General features: G+C 42.8%; 14 protein-coding genes and 1 pseudogene. 10 read left to right on the forward strand and 5 right to left on the reverse strand.

Annotation, left to right across the window (positions count from 1 at the left end; genetic code table 11):
- The first annotated feature begins 1 nt into the window (after position 1).
- From FSB76_RS24075 to FSB76_RS24085, 3 genes are read left to right on the forward strand one after another with little or no spacing between them, the layout of a single operon-like run.
- On the forward strand, positions 2-1,351 hold the full coding sequence (locus tag FSB76_RS24075) for a MutS-related protein (protein ID WP_147057940.1): 1,350 nt from the start codon (positions 2-4) through the stop codon (positions 1,349-1,351).
- Positions 1,348-2,694, forward strand: coding sequence for a MutS-related protein (locus FSB76_RS24080; RefSeq protein WP_147057942.1), 1,347 nt, complete (start codon positions 1,348-1,350; stop codon positions 2,692-2,694). The genes FSB76_RS24075 and FSB76_RS24080 overlap by 4 nt, the downstream gene beginning before the upstream one ends.
- 32 nt (positions 2,695-2,726) lie before the next feature.
- Complete coding sequence (locus FSB76_RS24085) at positions 2,727-3,857, forward strand: TlpA disulfide reductase family protein (RefSeq protein ID WP_147057944.1); 1,131 nt, start codon at positions 2,727-2,729, stop codon at positions 3,855-3,857.
- 198 nt (positions 3,858-4,055) lie between these two features.
- On the opposite strand, the pseudogene FSB76_RS32535 reads toward FSB76_RS24085, so the two are convergent.
- Positions 4,056-4,759 (reverse strand): annotated as a pseudogene (locus FSB76_RS32535) (enoyl-CoA hydratase/isomerase family protein).
- Between the two features lie 380 nt (positions 4,760-5,139).
- On the opposite strand from FSB76_RS32535, the gene FSB76_RS24100 reads away from it, so the two are divergent.
- Positions 5,140-5,433: a winged helix-turn-helix transcriptional regulator gene (locus FSB76_RS24100; protein ID WP_225976291.1), complete on the forward strand. Its 294-nt coding sequence runs from the start codon at positions 5,140-5,142 to the stop codon at positions 5,431-5,433.
- A 170-nt stretch (positions 5,434-5,603) separates the two neighbouring features.
- Here FSB76_RS24100 and FSB76_RS24105 read toward each other — a convergent pair whose 3' ends face one another.
- Together FSB76_RS24105 and FSB76_RS24110 are read right to left on the reverse strand one after the other, a co-directional pair.
- Positions 5,604-6,281, reverse strand: coding sequence for a hypothetical protein (locus FSB76_RS24105; RefSeq protein ID WP_225976292.1), 678 nt, complete (start codon positions 6,279-6,281; stop codon positions 5,604-5,606).
- Between the two features lie 196 nt (positions 6,282-6,477).
- A complete protein-coding gene (locus tag FSB76_RS24110; protein WP_225976293.1) occupies positions 6,478-6,834 on the reverse strand; it encodes a winged helix-turn-helix transcriptional regulator in 357 nt (118 codons plus the stop codon).
- Positions 6,835-6,965: 131 nt separating this feature from the next.
- On the opposite strand from FSB76_RS24110, the gene FSB76_RS24115 reads away from it, so the two are divergent.
- The 4 genes from FSB76_RS24115 to FSB76_RS24130 all read left to right on the forward strand — a co-directional run bounded on the left by FSB76_RS24115 (position 6,966) and on the right by FSB76_RS24130 (position 10,301).
- Complete coding sequence (locus FSB76_RS24115; protein WP_147057951.1) at positions 6,966-7,337, forward strand: nuclear transport factor 2 family protein; 372 nt, start codon at positions 6,966-6,968, stop codon at positions 7,335-7,337.
- A 632-nt stretch (positions 7,338-7,969) separates the two neighbouring features.
- On the forward strand, positions 7,970-8,548 hold the full coding sequence (locus FSB76_RS24120; RefSeq protein ID WP_147057953.1) for a hypothetical protein: 579 nt from the start codon (positions 7,970-7,972) through the stop codon (positions 8,546-8,548).
- Between the two features lie 163 nt (positions 8,549-8,711).
- Positions 8,712-9,332, forward strand: coding sequence for an FAD-dependent oxidoreductase (locus tag FSB76_RS24125; protein ID WP_147057955.1), 621 nt, complete (start codon positions 8,712-8,714; stop codon positions 9,330-9,332).
- 375 nt (positions 9,333-9,707) lie between these two features.
- Positions 9,708-10,301 carry a TetR/AcrR family transcriptional regulator gene (locus FSB76_RS24130; protein WP_147057957.1) on the forward strand — a complete coding sequence of 198 codons (594 nt, stop codon included), beginning with the start codon at positions 9,708-9,710 and terminating at the stop codon, positions 10,299-10,301.
- Positions 10,302-10,335: 34 nt separating this feature from the next.
- On the opposite strand, the gene FSB76_RS24135 is transcribed toward FSB76_RS24130, so the two are convergent.
- Both FSB76_RS24135 and FSB76_RS24140 read right to left on the reverse strand, forming a co-directional pair.
- Positions 10,336-12,609 (reverse strand): GH92 family glycosyl hydrolase, encoded by a 2,274-nt coding sequence (locus FSB76_RS24135; protein WP_147057960.1) that lies wholly within the window; start codon positions 12,607-12,609, stop codon positions 10,336-10,338.
- Positions 12,610-12,638: 29 nt separating this feature from the next.
- On the reverse strand, positions 12,639-13,538 hold the full coding sequence (locus FSB76_RS24140; protein ID WP_147057962.1) for an AraC family transcriptional regulator: 900 nt from the start codon (positions 13,536-13,538) through the stop codon (positions 12,639-12,641).
- 696 nt (positions 13,539-14,234) lie between these two features.
- Here FSB76_RS24140 and FSB76_RS24145 point away from each other — a divergent pair.
- Both FSB76_RS24145 and FSB76_RS24150 read left to right on the forward strand, forming a co-directional pair.
- Positions 14,235-17,480: a SusC/RagA family TonB-linked outer membrane protein gene (locus FSB76_RS24145; RefSeq protein ID WP_225976294.1), complete on the forward strand. Its 3,246-nt coding sequence runs from the start codon at positions 14,235-14,237 to the stop codon at positions 17,478-17,480.
- A 23-nt stretch (positions 17,481-17,503) separates the two neighbouring features.
- Positions 17,504-19,417 (forward strand): RagB/SusD family nutrient uptake outer membrane protein, encoded by a 1,914-nt coding sequence (locus FSB76_RS24150; protein ID WP_147057964.1) that lies wholly within the window; start codon positions 17,504-17,506, stop codon positions 19,415-19,417.
- The last annotated feature ends 12 nt before the right edge of the window (positions 19,418-19,429 follow it).

Consider the following 19,429-nt stretch of genomic DNA (forward strand, 5'->3'; position numbering starts at 1 on the left):
AATGAGTTTTACAACAGATAAGCAAACTTTGGACGATCTGAATCTGATCGGTAAGCGGGGTAGTGATTCGGTTTATAACATATTCAATCATACGCGAACGCAGGGCGGAGCTGAACTCATGGAATCCATGTTTCTCCTGCCACTTTCAGACCCGAATGCAATTGACCGCCGGATCGGCGCGATTCGCTTTTTCAGAACAGTGGGGATTGACTTTCCTTTTCAGAGCGAATCCCTGGCTGTTTTGGAACAGTATATGGCGGATACCGACGAGCGGTCGAAACTGTCTGCGGTGCACGACACGCTGGTCAGAAAACTTTCGGCGATCATCGCCGGCGACGAAGCCTATAGAAAAATAGCTGGTGGTATAAAAGCACTGATACAGACCCTTAGGGCTTTGCAAGCATTAGTCAGCGGCTTGCCGAAGCGTACACTGCCCCCTGCAATCCGGGAAGCGATAGCAACGATATCGGGCCTGTTAAACGATCCTTCGCTGGTTTCTCTGTTGACGGAGAATGCCGGCCCAAAGCTTTCTTTTGAAAAAGCTGCGGCTCTTGACCAACTGGTCAGATTCCAACACCATGAAAAGATCAGGCAGATCCTGAAGCAGATCTATTGGCTGGACGTTTGTATTACTGTTGCAAAAGTAGCCCGCGAAAGAAATTTGACTTTTCCCCTTCCACTTCCCCAGGGTCAGCATGTCCTGCGCCTGGAAAACGTCTGGCATCCGCAAGTAAAACAGGCTGTGCCCAATACCCTTCATATGATGCCGGGAAGCAATATTATTTTTCTTACCGGTGCGAATATGGCCGGTAAATCAACCTTTATGAAATCGCTGGGAATAGCCCTATATCTCGCACATATCGGCTTTCCCGTAGCTGCTGAAAGAATGGAATTTTCCGTATGTGATGGTTTATTTACAACCATCAACCTCCCCGATGATCTTGGGTCCGGCAACAGTCACTTTTATGCTGAAGTATTACGGGTAAAGAAAATTGCCAGGGAACTTGCACAGGGTAAAAATCTTTTCATAATTCTGGACGAGTTGTTCAGGGGAACCAATGTAACGGATGCTTGTGAAGGAACGATCGTACTGACCGAAGCCTTTGCCGGCAAAAGCAACTGCATGTTCGTTGTCTCTACGCACATTATAGAGGCCGGGGACGTACTGAAGGACCGGTGTGACAATATTGAATTTCTTTACCTGCCAACCCATATGGAGGGTAACACCCCGGTTTACAGCTACAAATTAGAAAATGGCATTACATCTGACAGGCATGGAATGGTCATTATCAATAATGAACGTATCCTGGAGATCATTCGGAGCCGGAAATTTAAACAACCAGGAGCATGAGCTTTTTCACGGATAAACAAACACTTGACGACCTGAACATCACTGGCAGGTACAAAAACAACTCTATTACCTTTCTTTTTGATCAGGTAATTACAACAGGGGGAATAAGGCTCCTGGAACATATGTTCCGTCAGCCTCTTACCGATCCGGCGGAGATCAATAAACGTAGTGATATTTTTAAACGTTTTACCGCGTATCCGTCAGCATTGCCGTTCAGCGCTGAAGAATTCGTTGTGCTGGAAGATTATCTCGGAGCAAGGGGAAGTCTCAACCGGGCTGAGGTCATTAAAAATGCCATATCAAAAAAAGCGCTTCAGGTGGTCGCTCAGGACGAAGCTTACAGCCTCTTTAATTCCGGAATTATATCGACAATTAAGCTTTTGATCCGGTTTCGTGACTTTATCGACACCCTGGAAACCGATGAAGGCCTGCTCAGGGAACAATTGATAGCGTTGAAGGATATTTTTAGGCTTCAAAAACTACAAAAGGTGTTAAATGTGCCGGCAGCAAAAGAGCTTCCACTATTCAAAATGATAAAGTATGATTATCTGCTGAGGTGTGTGCTGAAAAAGGAAATGGAAAAAATCATCGAATCGATCTTTCAATTCGACGTATACACTGCCGTCGCCGCTGTAGCCAGGGATCATCACTTCTGTTATGCGACCGCCTTGCCGAAAGCCCGTAATGTTTTGAACATTCAGGGCTTATATCACCCTACGGTCGAAAAGGCAGTAGGGAACACCATAACGCTTAACCAGGAAAATAATGTGCTGTTTTTAACCGGGGCCAACATGGCCGGCAAATCGACGCTGATGAAATCCATGGGTATAGCTGTCTACCTTGCGCATATGGGATTTCCGGTCGCGGCTGAAGCTATGGAATTCTCGGTCAGGGACGGACTTTATACTTCGATCAACATGTCAGATAATATCGGCTTGGGTTACAGTCATTTTTATGCGGAGGTGTTAAGAGTAAAAAAGGTCGCGACAGACGTAGCGGCAGACAAGGATCTTGTCGTAATCTTTGATGAGCTGTTCAAAGGCACCAATGTGAAAGATGCCTATGACGCAACGCTGGCTATCACGGAAGCGTTTTCAGAGAACCGGAACTGTTTTTTTATGATCTCAACCCATATAACAGAAGTTGGAGAAATATTGAGAGAGCGCTGTAATAATTTTCGGTTCACCTATTTGCCGACGATTATGCAGGGCCTCCGCCCGCGGTACACTTACCGGCTGACGGAAGGTATTACGATGGACCGCCACGGTATGACGATCATCCGAAATGAAGGGATTCTGGACTTATTACAGGTGGAAGCTGCACCCCGAACTCCGGGAAATTAATCAATACAGTAAATAATCAAACAAAAAACTTTATGAAAAAAATCATTTTATTGACTTTGGCATTGATCCCGGCCGCTGTGCTGGCCCAAAGCAAATTCTTAATAAAAGCGCAGGTAGGCCAGGACAACGCGCCGGCCAAAGCTTACCTGATATACAAGCAAGGGGAAAATGTTATAAAAGATTCTGTGACGGTCAGGAACGGGCTGTTTGAGTTCCAGGGCGCGCTGAATGATCCGTTGGTTGCTCAGTTGGTACTCGACCACCAAGGGGTTGGTTTGGCCAGATTAGACCGGAGTGCTGATTTTTTGGTGTTTTACCTTGACAAGGGAACTTTGACCCTGACGGCTAAGGATTCGGTAAAAAAAGCGGCCATCAGCGGTTCAAAACTAAACGACGAGAACAAAATGTATAAAGCATTCCTTGCAGGTCCCGAACAGGAAGTTGCGCAGTTAAACAGAATCTACATTGCTGCTCCAGCCGATAAAAAACGGGACCAGAAATTTATCGACAGCCTGCAATCGAAGGCTAATACACTAATCGCGAAAAGACGAGAATTGCAAAAGGATTTCATTCAACAACACCCGGACTCTTATGTCAGTCTGCTTTCTTTAATAGAAATTGGCGGGGATGCGATTAACGTACAGGAAATGGAACCATTATATAATAACTTGTCAGCGGACATTCGCAATTCTGAGGCTGGTAAATCTTTTGCAAAGTCGCTTGAAGCGGCCAGCGCAACTGCTATCGGGGCAGTTGCCCCTTTATTCACGCTGAATGATGTCAATGACAAACCTGTTTCTCTTGCCGGATTTAAAGGGAAATATGTGCTGCTTGATTTTTGGGCATCCTGGTGTATGCCATGCAGAAACGAAAATCCGAATGTTGTCAAAGCCTATAACTTATATAAAAGCAAAAACTTTACGGTACTTGGCGTGTCTCTTGACCGCCCCGGCAAGAAAAACGACTGGATAGCAGCCATCAAAGCAGACAAACTGGAGTGGACGCAAGTTTCCGACCTCAAATTTTGGAATGGCGAAGCTGCTGAATTGTATGGGATCAGGGCAATTCCGCAAAATTTCTTGATTGATCCCAGTGGTAAGATCATTGCGAAAAATCTCCATGGCGATGAACTCATTCAGAAACTGGCCTCGTTACTTAATTAAGTCTGAACGACATAGATAACTATTGATAAATTTAATTCAGCTGTCCCGAATGTTTTCGGGGCAGCCTTTTTGCTTGAACGGAAATTTATGGCATTAGCACCATGGGGGAAGAAAAAAAGCACTGGATCACGCGATTTCAGCAAATTTTTTTTTAGTTATGTTTTGCAAACTAATTATCGGGATTTTGATTTATCTCTCTCAATCATATCTTGGCAGTTCTATTTCTAACGGTTCGGTTCCCCATCCGTTGGCCTTGCTTCGCCTTATAGCCTCCTTTGCGCCTTCACTGCCAGCAACTTTGGCCAGGATTCGGAAAGTTTCTTCGAAATCAGCTATCGCAGGAACAGGTGACCGTAGGTTGATCAGTTGCTTTGCTGTTGCAAGTGCCGTTTCGTCCATTTGTGCTATTCTCCTTGCAAGCCGATCAACATAGCTGTCCAACTCAGCATCTGCGATCGAACGGTTTATCCAGCCGTAAAGTTCTGCGGTGTCTGCATCGAAGTCATCACCGCCAAGTATGATCTCCAATGCACGGGACCTGCCTACATGGCGGGGCAGCCATTCGATACCACCACCACCTGGTGCCCCCCAAAGTTTATTTCCATTTGGCACAGGCGGGTATTTTCTTTACTGGCAAAGCGCATATCAAGCGCACACAGAAATTCATTACCCATGCCACGCGCCCGGCCCCTGATTTTGGCAATGGATACCAAGGGGGTTGTACTCAGCCAATGGCTATACGCAGGCCAATCCTTCAATACATGTTTCGCGCCTGGGATGTCTGGTACTATATTCATTTGCGCCAGGTCCAGATGAGCTATGAAAAAATCTGGTACAGCTGATTCGAAAACAACAACCTTAGCACCATTGTTGCCTTCAGCATAATCTTTTAGCAGCTGCAAGCCAGCAAATACCTCGGGGCCCAGTAGGTTGAGGGGCGGGTCGGCAATAACCGCACGAAGGTATCCTGGGGTTTGTTTGGTTACAACAAGTACATTGCTATCTATCAGATTGGTTCTATTCTGTAAAAGCTGATTTTAATCCATAATTTAGTTCTTAGTAATGTTTGTTGGCAATGATTAAGCGTTGAGGTATTCAGCTGATTGTATTGGCCGGAAGACACAACAATCTCACTTTCTCTGATGCCGTAGTAAAATTGTTATCTTTATAAAGGAGATACAAGTAGTCAATTTTTATTTTATAAGTAAAATATTTTAGACCAATGCCTGATACGCGAAAAAACAAAGATTATAACCCCTACAATTGCCCCGTAACCCATTGTATGAATAAGATTGGCGGCAAGTGGAAGATACTGATCATCTACGCTGTAAGCAAAAATGTTAATCGTTTCGGTAAACTTCAAAAGGTTTTGCCCTTAATGAGCAAGCAGATGTTAGTTAATCAATTAAGGGAACTGGAAGTCGACAATATTTTGGACCGGCATATCTTTGCAGAAATGCCGCCCAGGGTGGAGTATCAGCTTACGGAACGCGGGAAATCGTTAATACCTGTAATTAAAATAATGCAGGAATGGGGTGTTAAGGATTTAGAAATGGATTCGGCGTTAGCTAGTTGATCTCAGTAGGTGCTACTTATAAATGTTTTTCCGGACTTGAACCGGAGGAGCCGCCGTAATTCCTTTAATTTTTAACAACGGCCGTTCCCTATTGTGCCAACAGGCTCAAAACAAAAAATAGGAAAGCAATTAGCCTTCCTATTTTTCCGCCCCTCATCGGGATCAAATGTTTATTTCTTCCGAACCATTGGGATCTGCAAATTGTCGGGGTGGTTTTCTTCCTTTTCAAAGCTGCGTCCATCGACATGTTTGGCGCCCCAAAACATCAGATCGTGATCGATATAGATCAAATCGTATTCGCCATAAATTTGTCCTTCTGCGAGGCCGAATGGAGGAAAAGCCTTTCCTAAAATATTTTGCGTCTCACCGACGGTCCATTTATTAAATCCCGTACTTGCGGCATGGTTCATGGCATCAGCAAAACCTTGTATTAAAGGAGTAATTTCATAAGCCCCGTCAGCTATATAATGTATTTTTTGAGCACCCGGTGCAATTGGGTGCTCACCCTGCCATTCAGTATGTCCTTTTAACACAATTTTCACTAACGGCACTTTACCATACGGATCTGCGGTATTAATCATTTCAAGTGTAAATTTTCCGTCTGGCGAATAAGTAAAAGTCCTGGTCAGATAAAACGGCTTCGTGTTACCATTAGCATCTTTAGCAATACTTGGACGAACTTCTGGCGCAATGCTCACCCACTCACCAACACTGACTTTTTTTACTTGTTCGATTGTCATAATTTTTGAGTTTTGAGTTTTAGTTTTTCCTTGCTGCGCCGAGACGTTGTGTATAATTCCAAGGGACAATAACACCATGATTGACGCTATCTTTTTTCTTTTGAGCATGCTATCTTTTTTAAAATAAAGATGAGGTCTTTACCCAAATGATACAAGTAGTCAATATTTTACTAGTAAGTACATAATTTCAGACTATTGCCAAATTCGTTTAAATAACAACTTTTAATTATTAGAAAAAGATTCTGAATACAATAAGGACTCAAGAATCTTGAGTCTTCTTAAAAAGACAAAAAGCGGTATTAAATTATCCATTACGACTATTTTTAATGTCATTCATATTCTCGGCCGCCCAGGAAGTTAATGACTGCACATGAGGCAACAAAGATCTTCCCCTTTCCGAAAGGTTATATTCCACCTTAGGGGGAACTAATGGAAAAATCCTCCTTTCCACCAGACCGTCATCTTCAAGTTTCCTTAGCGTTACTGTTAACATTTTATGTGATATATCTCCCAGAATCTTTTGAATTTCTGAAAAACGCAATTTATCACATTCGCCAAGAACGGAAATGGTAAGCAAGGACCATTTGTCCCCAATCCTATCCAAGACTGTTCTTACAGGGCATTTATCGCAATCTGAATATTTTTTAAATTTTTCTTCCATATAAAACATTGATTATCAACTAAGGTAACTTATAAGTTATTGACTAACAAAACGGTGCCTTCTTGCTGGGGGGCTGTTTCGCATCTACCTTTACTAACCAAAGGTAACTTAGAAACTTAATTTAACATAAAATGGACAACAAACAATTAGTATTAACGGCGATAACAGATGTTTTTGTTAACCGTGACATTTCAGCTTTTGACAAATATTTCAGCCCAGATTATGTTCAGCATAATCCAATATTCCCAAACGGGACAGATGGTGTAAAGCAATCTATTCCTTCTTTGCCCCCGGATTTTAGTTACGAACCAGGGGTGATTACCGAAAACGGTGATATTGTGATGATCCACGGGAGGTATAAGAACTGGCTCGGTAAGACAATGATCGCAGTTGATATTTTCAAAGTTAAAAATGGTCGTCTGATTGAGCACTGGGATGTGATGCAGGAGGAAGTGCCTGCCGAAAAATCCGTAAACGGCAATTCAATGTTCCCAATTAGTTAAGCGAAAGCAAGACAGTTTGACCGTAACTCTTGCCTCTTGTAACAGATTTGATCTAAGACTACAACGTAGGCAGTGGAGTTAAACGGAATAGAAAAGACAACCGCTGTAGGATCGATGTGCCTACCGCAGTCGCTCAGTTTCCGAAAGAGCCGATCATCGCCCCAGAAGGGTGGGGCGATGACCAGGTAAATTTGTAGTGTTATACGATAATGGAATCTGGTGATCATTTTTCAGCGAGGGAAGAACCCGGGTTGTACGCTAAAGAACTACTTGTTTTTCAAAATGTTGTTTAATGTAAATAAAATCGTTTAGTAAAAAATCCCGCCCGTTTAAATTTACGAAGCGGGTAGTTTCTTAGCCAAACAGGCGATGGTATCGTCATCGGAAGCGGAGGAGCAGTATCAACGAACATAGTGTGGCTATATGATGTAATCTTATAAATGATTCTTTGATTTTTACAAGTATCACTTTATAATTTACAATTCAAATCTGTTTCTTACCGGTATTTTTCCTACTCAAAGGATATAGCTTTAAAATGTGCATTTTAAGGAAAAACCGAGAAAAACCTTATCCGGATCCTGTAGCTGTTCGGGCAATTATAGCTGTGTTTTTATTGCTTACCAAAAAACTTTATGACCATTAACGAAATCATCACAGAAATAAGAAGCGCCACTTGGGTTAGCCTCAGCGCAGAAATCAGACCGAATTCTGCTCAAAATATAAATGGCGGAGCTAAATTTTCATATTGTTCCCGAGCATTCAGCTTTCCGGCGGATGATGAATTTAACCTTAAGTTCGTCAACTATGCAGACCCTACCGGTGCATATCCTTTGTTGTCAATGAACCTTGCCGGACATATTCAGTTTGGCAAAAAGCATCCTATTGCAATGGGGGCTTTTGAGATCGATTATACGGCTGATATTGCTTTCTCTATAACTATATTAGATAAAAAATTGGCTGGAGCTTTGAATGCGGCCGCAGGAACTGAGTTGGATCCGTGGGAAATAAATGTAGCTTCGGATGTTTTGGGAAAAACTGTGCCAGCATTTGGCCTTCGTGCGGGTCAACCATTTAAGGAGTATGACCTTATTTATATTCACCATGATTTCCTGTTCAATGGCATGCGACATTTAGATGGTCGTTCTTTTGATTCGCCAAAGAACAGACCTACCAATCTGCAGATTCCATTGATTAAAGCTGCTTTACTCTAAACTACATAATCAGACGGCCCGTAAAGTTCCACTTTTGACGAATGGAGGGTATGTCCCTACTGTACTAATTAATGCATATTGATAACCGAACGGGCTGACATAATGAGCAGAAAATATTTCTTCGAAACCGTGTCCTGTTCACTTTCTAAATTTATGAATCTGCATGGAGATTTTTGACATTACGTTTATCGGTTCCGGTTGTAAGTCTTATGACGCCGCTTTTGAGTCGGAAGGCCTGGATTATAAAACCGCGTTGGTACGACCAGGCAACGGACCTGATTTCGATGTTTCTCGTCCAGGTAAAGGGCCGGAAATTTATATGGGGAACCTTGTTTTTATGAACCACAATTACCTGTCTGTAGAAACCCTGAGAGAAGCCCTGGTTTTAAAAAGTACTCATTTTATTTTATTGGTGAAGAAAATGCAGTTACCTGAATTGACCGACGATGCGCCGAAGACAGCGGCAGATATTGGACATAGCGATAATTTCAGTGATAGGTCGATACTGATCGTTGGGGGAGGCAAAACTGCTGTCGAACTTGCGACGTTACATGTTGGCTTCCATGTTGAAGTATGGATAGTAACGCCAGATGATCGCCTGGTTCAGCATTTGACCCTGGAAAAGGAAGTGGTACTGGTCGAAATGTTAAAAAAAATGAATATCAATGTCGTTTACGGGACGCTTCTCAAAGCGCCTGACAAAGCGGAGAAAGATCAGGTGGAACTCTGGTTTTCGGATAAGAGCGGAAATACGTGTGGTTTTCGGATTATTCCTGAATGGTAGCGGAATTACACTTAGTGACTATCGCTTGTCTCCAGGCTTACAATCTGGAGTTGCATGAACATGGTGCTACGCAAAATTCGAAAGCCGGCGTTATAAGCAGATCGCCTGTTCTCTTTACGGAGCTTTATTTAAACACTGTTATTTCTGGATATTTGTGCTCCGCGTGATCCGGTTTTCCATACATTATTTGATTGGAAATGAGGGATGGCGATATTTCGTAATCTAAAGGCCGGCTTTTAACAAACTTCCATAGGACCTTCTTAATGATAATTTCCGCTGTCATAGCTTAAATTTCAGTTCATTTCATCGATTATCGTTAAAAACAACGCCAAAAGTCGCGAGATTTAATATTTTTGAAGGATTACCTCACCAAATATGGGCAAGGCAGAAAATACCAAACAACATATTATAAACGAAGCTGCACTGATCTTCAATCAAAAAGGGATAGCGGGGACTACTGTTGACGACGTTTTGAAGGCCGCAAAAGTAGCTAGAGGCTGCCTCTACAGCTATTTCGAAACAAAGGATGCGCTTGCGATAGAAACGGTGGGTTTCCTCCTAAAAAAAATTATTGATAAAAACGCTGAAATACTCACTCGCCCTAAAACCGCAAAGGACAAGATTTATGCATACCTGAACTTCAATAAAAATGCCGCGGATACCTTCATAACAGGGGGGCATCCGGTATTTAATTTTGCAGTCGAGTCGGATAATAATAATCCGGTGATTAAAAAAATGGTTAAGGATGCTATGATTACTATCCAAAAGATGCTTACAGGCATCCTTATATCAGGCGTAAAGTCTGGAGAACTTTCCCCGGATTTGAAACCAAAAGACTTCGCCATCAAGTTATATTCCATGGTAGAGGGTTGTGTTGTGGTTTGCCGGATATTGGAAACTAACACTCCCTTGGACAATGTCATTAAAAGCATTAAGACTGAATTAAACTCCTACTGCCTGGAGCATTAATCATTTTATTTAAAAGAGCACGAAATTCTCCACTTCAGTTTGTCGGTTTATTTTCCGGCTCAATGCCCCAGTTAAGATTCGGTTTACTTCCCATAACAAATTCCAGTTTTCCGCCAGATCTAATCATCTTATCTGTGATATAGGATTGGGTATAAGGCTTGTTATTGAGTTTTACGGACTGGACGTATATTTTGTCCTCTGCCCAATTTGTCATGATCTCGAATCTTCTGCCAAGCGGAAGGCGAATGGTCGCTTTCTTTATACCGGGCGAACCGATCAGGTAAACCCCGCTGGCTGGATTTACAGGATAAAATCCCAGAGAGCTAAAGACATACCAGGCTGACATTTGGCCGCAGTCTTCGTTTCCGGCATAGCCGGATGAAGAGGTATTATAAAGTTCCCTGCATATTTTAGCCACGTAGTACTGCGTTTTCCAGGGCTGGCTGGTATAATTATAAAGATAGCTGATATGATGACTCGGCTCATTGCCGTGAGCATACTGACCGATAAAGCCAGATGCATTATTGTTAGTTTCTCCTCTCTGATTGTAAGTAAAAAAGGTGTCTAACTTAGCGAGGAACTTCTTCTCTCCCCCCGTTAAATTGATAAGATCATTTATGTCTTGTGGCACGTACCAGAAATATTGCCAGGCATTTCCCTCAGTATAGGGGCTGTCGCCATTGCCTCCGTATTTTAGTGGATCAAAAGGCTTTTGCCATACCCCTTCATCGGTTTTTGCCCGGAAAAACCCACTCTCCGAATCATACAAATTACGGTAGGATTTCGAACGTTTCATAAAGAAAAGGTAGTCATCTTTCTGATTGAGCTTTTTGGCGAGCTGAGCTACACACCAGTCGTCAAAGGCCATTTCCAGTGTTAGTGATACGGATTGAGACTGTCTGTTTTCCGGGATATAGCCAATTTTATTTAATAGCCCGAACGGCGACCCCCTGTGATCCGTCGTTGCAGAACCCTTAACTGCCTGATAAACCCGTTTAAGATCTATTCCCTGCAGACCTTTCAAGGCGGCGTCAACCAGGACAGGGATAGCATGATTGCCGATCATGCAGTAATTTTCCTGTCCCCAGAGTTGCCAGATCGGCAAATAGCCATAATCGTTATATTGAGTAATCATGTTGTTTATAAAGGCGGTTGTCCGTTCCGGTTGCAAAAGTGTGTACAGCGGATGAGCAGCCCGGAAGGTATCCCACAAAGAGAACGTACTGTAAAACCCATGGCTGGCTTTATGAACAGTAAAATCAATCCCGGTATAATCCCCGTTCACATCGGCATAATTGTTGGGCTGAATAAATGTATGATAGAGTGCCGTATAAAATATTTGCTTTTTTTGTTTCTCCCCATCTATCTTGAGCTTTCCAAGTTCCCGCTCCCATGCAGCGTCCGCCTTTGCAGCAATTCCGTAGAAGTTCCAGTCAGGGATCTCAAGTGACAAATTTTGTTTCGCGTTCCTAATACTAACAGTAGACAGGCCAACCTTGGTCAAAAGAGGTGAGTTATTGGGAATGTCAAAATTCAGTACTGCTCTTAAATCTGTACCATTTAACAGTGTTTGATCAAAATATTCGTCGCCCCCATCAAATAAATCCGACCGCCTTATTTTCCTGTTAAACTCAGCATAGAAATAGACTTTCCTGAGTTTTGCCCAGCCACTGATTACACGAAACCCTTCTATCGCGTGATCATTGACTATGTGCAGCTGAGCGGCGATCACACGGCAATTAAAAACACCTTTTTTCATGGAGTGGTCCAAATCTATAACGACTTTTGGATCTCTCGTTCCTAAAGGGAATGTGTATTTATGAAAGCCAGCATGCGCCGTTGCCGTTAATTCGACGTTTATATCCCGGTCTTTCAGTCTGACCTGATAGAATCCAGGTTTCGCGGTTTCGTCGCTATGCGAAAATCGTGATCCATAACCACTCAACGGCTGATTCGGCTCACCGGTGCGGGTCTTTTCTGCGCCTGTAGAAGGCATAATCAGCACATCGTAAAGATCCGGCGCACCCGTACCGCTAAGATGAGTGTGGCTGAAGCCGGCAATAAAGCCATCATTATAGTTGTAGCCCGAACCTATTTCCCAATCAGGCTCGGCTCTGGTGTCCGGACTTAATTGAACCATTCCGAACGGAACGGTCGCGCCCGGATAAGTATTCCCTGACAAACTACCGCTCACCGCGCCTGTTCCGATAAACGGATTAACATAGCGGGTTAATTTTTCCTGAACTTGGGCAAGGCAAGATAGCATTGATAAACAATAGACACATACAGTAGTAAATAAGATCCTCATAAATGTTGCTGACGTAAGCTGTGATAAAATTACACTCCGTGTTTGGAAGATATTCGATATTGCCCTGGGGATGAACCGATATATTGCTTAAACATTCTCGAAAAATAAAAAGGGTCGCCATATCCGAGATCAGATGCAACCGTCTTGATTTTGTCGTTGCCTTGAAATAGCAGCTGACACGCGCGCTGCATCTTCAGTTGATTGAAATAATCAATCGGCGATGAGCCGGTGGCTTTCTTAAATATATACGCAAAATGCGACGCAGATATATGAAGGCTTGCAGACATATCCTCGACACTTAACTTTTTATTGATGTTGCGCCGCATAAAGTTAATCGTTGGTGTAATGATGTCACGATCGTCTCCAACTCCGTGATTGTGTCTTTGCGGAAATAAAAAAGTAGCAAGTAAGTGGTAAAGACAAAAATTGGCGTTGCAGATATGCTCAAAACAAAGACTCTGATTAAGGGTGTCATAGATTTTCGTCCAAAGCTCCAGCCCTTTTTCGTTAAAATGAATAAGTAACGGCTGATTGAGTACATCAAGCTTCAGGGCTTTGTTGAATGCTTCAATAGTAGGACCTGTGAAGTAAATCCAATAGACGGACCAAGGGTTCTTTTGGTCTGCCCAGTAGCGGATGTATTTATCCGTAGCGGGAATTACTATGTATTCATTGCCGTGTAATTCATATTTCCTGTCGCCGAGAATAAGATGACCAACACCATTTACACAGTAAATGAGGATGTTATCCCTGCATCCTTTTTTCTCTTCGTGGCTGTCCTCGCCAGCCTTCGGAAAATGTCCAATTTCAGTTATATATAATTTAAATAACTCAGGGGCCATTACCTTATAGCCCTTCAAAAGCTTCCCCGGAATTTTAATGGCTTTGTGCATGGCAAAGCCTTCGTCTTTTTTTAAATAGCTAAGCATAATTGTTATTAAATATATAATTGGTTTTAGACATTGTTGTCTATTTTTTAGACAATAGTGTCTAAAAAGATGCCATTATAGGCTAAATAACAGGCATTTGCAAAATATTTCAGCAAATTGCAAACCTTCATCAGCATTATGCCAATTTCGCCCACTTTCTGGATGCTGCGATCATTGTGTTACCCGGCTGACTTTGCACATAACCATTTTTCATCCCAGACAACTTACTCCACCAGGTCATTTGTTCCAAACGGACTAATAAACAGAAAATCAAATTTGCACGGTATGAAAACCCGAAAAGTATTGAATTTGACTACCCTATAGAACTTCGAACAACCAGTAGTAACATTTTGGCGGGATTCTACATCATTTTCCGGGCTTTCTCCATTTTTTATGAATTGGAGTGCCTTTAGTTTTACAAGACCAATTTCTAACCCCTAAAACCATATGATGAAATACGTTTACACTCGAATTTAATCCAACTGAAATCGCAGGCTCTAAAAGTATTCGGCTTGGAGTAAAGCAGATTTTTTTTCCTGTCTTTTCCGCTAAGTGAAATTTTGCTACGGACTAAGGACTGGTTGACTTAAGATGTACAGATATCTCGCCGTCGTCGTTTTACCTCCCGATCGAATAAGATTCCCGCGCCCTAAAATTCATTCTCTAACCACCAGTTCAACACCATTAATTCATTTTATGAGAAAACTTTACAAAATGTTCCGGCATCTGACGAAACCACAGATACCAAACAGGAGATTGATCGCAGTCCTGGTCACTTTGCCGCTTCTGGTATTCCTGCATGTTAACCATGCATTCGCACAAACAAAAATCACAGTCATCGGGACGGTGGTAGATACCGTTGGGGCCCCCATTATCGGTGCCAACATTTCGACTACCAATAAAAAAGGCAACAATACAGCCTCCGATGGTAACGGTAAATTCATTCTTGATACAGAGACAGGAGCAGTACTCAAAATCAGCTATGTTGGATTTATTTCAAAAGAAATAACGATTACAGCCGGCCAGAAGCCTTTAAGAATTGTTTTGTCCGAAGCTAAAAACCAATTTGACGACGTTGTGGTGACCGCTTATAACAGAAAGCAGACGCGGGAGGCCCTGGTCGGTTCTGTTACGACGGTGAAACCCGGAAACCTGAAAATCCCCTCAAGTAACCTGACAAACGCGCTGGCGGGTCAGGTGGCGGGTGTTATCGCCTACCAGCCAAGCGGCCAGCCAGGCGTTGATAACGCTAATTTTTTTATCCGTGGGGTTACAACATTCGGCTACAAGCAAAGCCCATTGATCCTGATCGACAATGTGGAACTGACATCCTCCGATCTTGCACGCTTGAATGTGGATGACATTGAGAGTTTCTCCATACTGAAAGATGCCAGCGCAACTGCCCTGTATGGGGCAAGAGGTGGCAACGGTGTAATCCTTGTTAAAACAAAGGAAGGCAAAGCGGGCAAAGCACAGATCAATGTCCGGATTGAAAACTCTTCATCACAATCGGTAAAGAACCTTGAATTGGCGGACCCCATCACCTATATGCGGCTTTCTAATGAAGCCACCCGAACACGTTATCCCTTAAATCCGCTTCCTTATACAGAGAACCAGATAATTAACACCCAGAATACCATCAACCATGCGCCCGGCAGCAATGAATACGTTTATCCGGCTGTCGATTGGCTTAACATGCTGTTTAAAAAGCGTACCAGTACACAGCGGGGGAATATGAGCATACAAGGAGGAGGAGGTGTGGCTCGATACTATGTTGCTGGCTCCTACGACAATGATAACGGGATACTCAGGACCGATATCCGGAATAACAACAATAATAATGTCAAATTTCAGAATTACCAGCTTCGTTCCAACGTCAATATTAACCTGACAAGTAAAACGGAACTTATCGTTCGTCTGTCAGGCAATTTCAATGAGTATAACGGTCCACGTACAAATGACGCATCGCTCTCAACCGACCTCTACAACCTGGTGATGCATACCAGCCCTGTTGATTTTCCCGCATATTTTCCAGCAGACTCAGCAAATTTAAATACCAAACATATTTTATTTGGTAATACAGCGGCAGCTAGCGGCATAGGTAATTATAAATATATCAACCCATACGCCAATCTGCTCTCCGGTCATCAAAATTTCTCAGAATCCAGAATGTTGGCGCAACTGGAGTTAAATCAAAATTTGGATTTTCTGACGTCCGGTTTGAATTTCCACGCCATCTTCAGTACCAATAGGTACGCGCGCTTCCAGTCAGAGATGCATTACGACCCCTTTTATTATACCTACGATAATTATGATAAAATCACAAATCAGTATACTTTACGCTGGATCAATGACCAGCCTGGTCAGGCAAGGGAATACCTGAGCTATTCTCCCGGAGGTAGTTCCCTTAGCACGTTTCTTTACCTGCAGGGCGTTCTGGATTACTCCAGAACTTTCGCAAAGAATCATAATATCAGCGCTTCATTGATCGGCACGCAGCAACAGACCAGAAATGCCAATGCCGGAAGTTTATTTGATTCCTTGCCATTCCGTAATGAAACCCTCGCAGGAAGAGCTACTTACGCTTACAAAGGAAGATATTATCTTGAATTTAATTTCGGTTACAACGGTTCTGAACGTTTTTCTGAAAATCACCGCTTCGGTTTCTTTCCGACCATCGGAGCTTCATGGATTATATCGGACGAAAAATTCTGGGGCGAGCTGTATAATGTTTTTGATCGCTTCAAATTAAGGGCCAGCTATGGATTGGTAGGGAACGATCAGATCGGCAGCCAGCGTTTCTTTTATCTTTCAGATGTGAATCTGAACGGTGGGAATTCTGCATCTTTTGGTACCAATAATGGTTATTCACACAATGGCGTCAGTATCAATAGCTATGAAAATGACGACGTAACCTGGGAAACATCCAAGCAGACCAACATAGGCCTGGAGTTTACGTTGAAAAAGAAGATAAATTTCATAGCGGAGATTTACAATAACAATAAATATAACATTCTCCAGAACCGGGGAAGTGTGCAACCAACATTAGGGCTTGAAGCCGGAATAGCAGCCAACATCGGCAAGGTCAACTCCAAGGGAATAGACATACAGGTCGACGGCTCCCAAAATATCGGAAAAGATTTCTCTTTCGGCCTAAGAGGTAATTTTACATATTCTAAAAACAAATTTACCCAGGTTGAAGAACCTCATTGGTTGGAGGCATCCCGTTATCTGTTAGGACAGCCACTTAACCGGCAGTACGGCTATATTGCGGAGCGGCTTTTTGTAGATGATAACGAAGCGGCAAACTCGCCGAAGCAGATCTTTAGCTCAAGTGGAACTCAACCTAAGGGAGGCGATATCAAATACAGGGATTTGAATGGTGACGGTAAGTTGGACGGAGCCGACCAGACATATATAGGCTATCCCACAATACCTCAGATCGTATATGGCTTTGGCCTTACCACAACTTACAAGAACTTTGACCTTTCCGGCTTTTTCCAGGGGCAGGCAAAAGTTTCCTTCTTTATTGATCCGGCGCGAACTGCGCCATTCATAAAAAGTCCCGACAGCTACTACACCGGCAATACACAACTGTTAAAGGCTTTTGCAGATAACCACTGGTCGGAAGACAATCAGAATTTATATGCCTTGTACCCACGCTTAGGCCCCGACGGAGGTATTATTGAGAACAACAGGCAGGCAAGTACATGGTGGCTGCGTGACGGTAGTTTCCTGAGGCTTAAATCAGTTGAATTCGGCTACTCACTTCCATTAAGAATTACTAAGGCATTGAACGTAAAAAAAGCCAGGATTTATTTCAATGGTTTAAACTTACTAACCTGGAGCCCTTTCAAACTTTGGGATCCGGAACAGGGGGGCAACGCCTTTGCCTATCCTGTTCAGAAGGTGTTTAACGTGGGACTGAATATCAATTTATAGTTTAAACAACTTAACTCAAAAAAATGAAAATTTATTATAAATATCTGTTTATGGTATCGTTGATAGTTTCGTGCATTTCATGCAAGAAATATCTAGACGTTACTCCTGATAATGTAGGTACTATCGACTATGCATTCAGAAATAGGAATGAAGCAGAAAATTACCTGTTCACCTGCTATTCTCAATTGCAACGTTATACGCTGCCACAATATAATGTAGGTTTTGTTACATCATCAGAGATTATCTTCCCTATTGATCTGAATGACAATTCAGGTATCGATGCTACTGGATTTAACCTGATTCGTGGAACACAAAGCAGCCAGAATCCAGGCATTAACAACTGGGACGGCAATAATGGTGGACAGGCTACATTTAAGGCAATCAGACAATGTAATACCATGCTGGAAAATATCGATAAACCAGTGGATTTAAGTGCTGCCGAAAAAAAAAGATGGATAGCTGAAGTAAAGTTTCTGAAAGCGTACTATCATTTTTACTTATTCAGATTATACGGTTCCATACCAATTGTAGATAAAAACCTACCTATCAACGCGTCTGCAGAGGAAGTGAAAATTAAAAGAGCTCCCGTTGATTCGGTAGTCAATTACATGGTCAGGTTATTGGATGAAGCTGCACCGGATCTCCCACCGGTCATCCAAAATCAGGCAAAAGAATTAGGGCGAATCACAAAACCAATCGCACTTGCTGTAAAAGCACAAATTCTGGCCACTGCAGCGAGCCCGTTATTCAACGGCAATCCCGATTACGTAAGTATAAAAAACAAGGACGGTCAGCTATTATTTAGTAATACATATGATGCGTCAAAATGGGACAAAGCTTCCGCAGCGTGCCTGGACGCCATTAATGTAGCGGAGATAAATGGCATCAAACTTCATAAATTTAATCCACCCGCCAATATCCCCTCCAATCTCACCGATTCGTTAAAAGAATTGCTTACGATACAAACTGCAATTACAGAAAAGTGGGATGTCAATACGGAATTGATCTGGGCGTTAAATGGGAATTTTGGTTATCAACCCCATTGTGGGCCAAGATTAACATCCAAGTCCGCCGCCAATATTACGTTTCCCGGAACCTTTGCCGTTCCAATATCCGAGCAGGAATTATTCTACACGGATAAAGGAGTACCAATTAATGAAGATAAGTCCTGGGACTATCTTAACCGCTACGATATCAGGACGGGCGACGCCGCCAACAGGTTTTATATCGGTAAAGGTTACGAAACGGTTAAGGCACATTTTAACCGTGAACCAAGGTTCTATGCGGATATAGCCTTTGACGGGGGGATATGGTATGGTAACGGCAACTTTGCGCCTGAAGGGGCTTATTATGTACAGGCAAAAGGTAACACGTCACTTGCCGGTCCTAAAGATAATATTCGCATCAACGTTACCGGATATTGGCCTAAAAAACTCGTTAATTATCTCACAGTACATGATGATGGTTACACAATAGAAGATTACCATATGCCGCTTGTACGACTTGCAGACCTGTATCTTTTATATGCAGAAACGTTAAACGAACAAGGAAAACCTTACGCATCAATAGTAACTTATTTAGACAAAGTAAGGCAAAGGGCCGGATTGCCAGGTGTGGTGGAGGCCTGGACCAATTATTCAAAGAATCCGACTAAATATGCCACGCAGGATGGATTACGCCAGATCATTCATCAGGAAAGAAGAATAGAGCTCGCTTTTGAAGGCCAGGCCGGATGGGACCTGCGCCGCTGGAAGGAATTGCAACAGGTATTAAGCAAACCGCTCCAGGGATGGAATGTTTATGAAACCACCGCAACTAACTATTATCGTCCCCGTACATTGCTCACGCCCGTCTTTAACGTCAGGGATTATATGTGGCCTATTGCTGCTGATGACTTAATAAGCAACAATAACCTGGTTCAAAACTTAAACTGGTAACATCTAAAGATT

This window comes from Mucilaginibacter ginsenosidivorax (assembly GCF_007971525.1).
GTDB lineage: Bacteria > Bacteroidota > Bacteroidia > Sphingobacteriales > Sphingobacteriaceae > Mucilaginibacter > Mucilaginibacter ginsenosidivorax.

Coding starts and splice junctions, on each gene's coding strand:
- FSB76_RS24075 (WP_147057940.1), top strand. CDS start 2: ATGAGTTTTACAACAGATAAGCAAACTTTGGACGATCTGAATCTGATC.
- FSB76_RS24080 (WP_147057942.1), top strand. CDS start 1,348: ATGAGCTTTTTCACGGATAAACAAACACTTGACGACCTGAACATCACT.
- FSB76_RS24085 (WP_147057944.1), top strand. CDS start 2,727: ATGAAAAAAATCATTTTATTGACTTTGGCATTGATCCCGGCCGCTGTG.
- FSB76_RS24100 (WP_225976291.1), top strand. CDS start 5,140: ATGAATAAGATTGGCGGCAAGTGGAAGATACTGATCATCTACGCTGTA.
- FSB76_RS24105 (WP_225976292.1), bottom strand. CDS start 6,281: ATGCTCAAAAGAAAAAAGATAGCGTCAATCATGGTGTTATTGTCCCTT.
- FSB76_RS24110 (WP_225976293.1), bottom strand. CDS start 6,834: ATGGAAGAAAAATTTAAAAAATATTCAGATTGCGATAAATGCCCTGTA.
- FSB76_RS24115 (WP_147057951.1), top strand. CDS start 6,966: ATGGACAACAAACAATTAGTATTAACGGCGATAACAGATGTTTTTGTT.
- FSB76_RS24120 (WP_147057953.1), top strand. CDS start 7,970: ATGACCATTAACGAAATCATCACAGAAATAAGAAGCGCCACTTGGGTT.
- FSB76_RS24125 (WP_147057955.1), top strand. CDS start 8,712: ATGGAGATTTTTGACATTACGTTTATCGGTTCCGGTTGTAAGTCTTAT.
- FSB76_RS24130 (WP_147057957.1), top strand. CDS start 9,708: ATGGGCAAGGCAGAAAATACCAAACAACATATTATAAACGAAGCTGCA.
- FSB76_RS24135 (WP_147057960.1), bottom strand. CDS start 12,609: ATGAGGATCTTATTTACTACTGTATGTGTCTATTGTTTATCAATGCTA.
- FSB76_RS24140 (WP_147057962.1), bottom strand. CDS start 13,538: ATGCTTAGCTATTTAAAAAAAGACGAAGGCTTTGCCATGCACAAAGCC.
- FSB76_RS24145 (WP_225976294.1), top strand. CDS start 14,235: ATGAGAAAACTTTACAAAATGTTCCGGCATCTGACGAAACCACAGATA.
- FSB76_RS24150 (WP_147057964.1), top strand. CDS start 17,504: ATGAAAATTTATTATAAATATCTGTTTATGGTATCGTTGATAGTTTCG.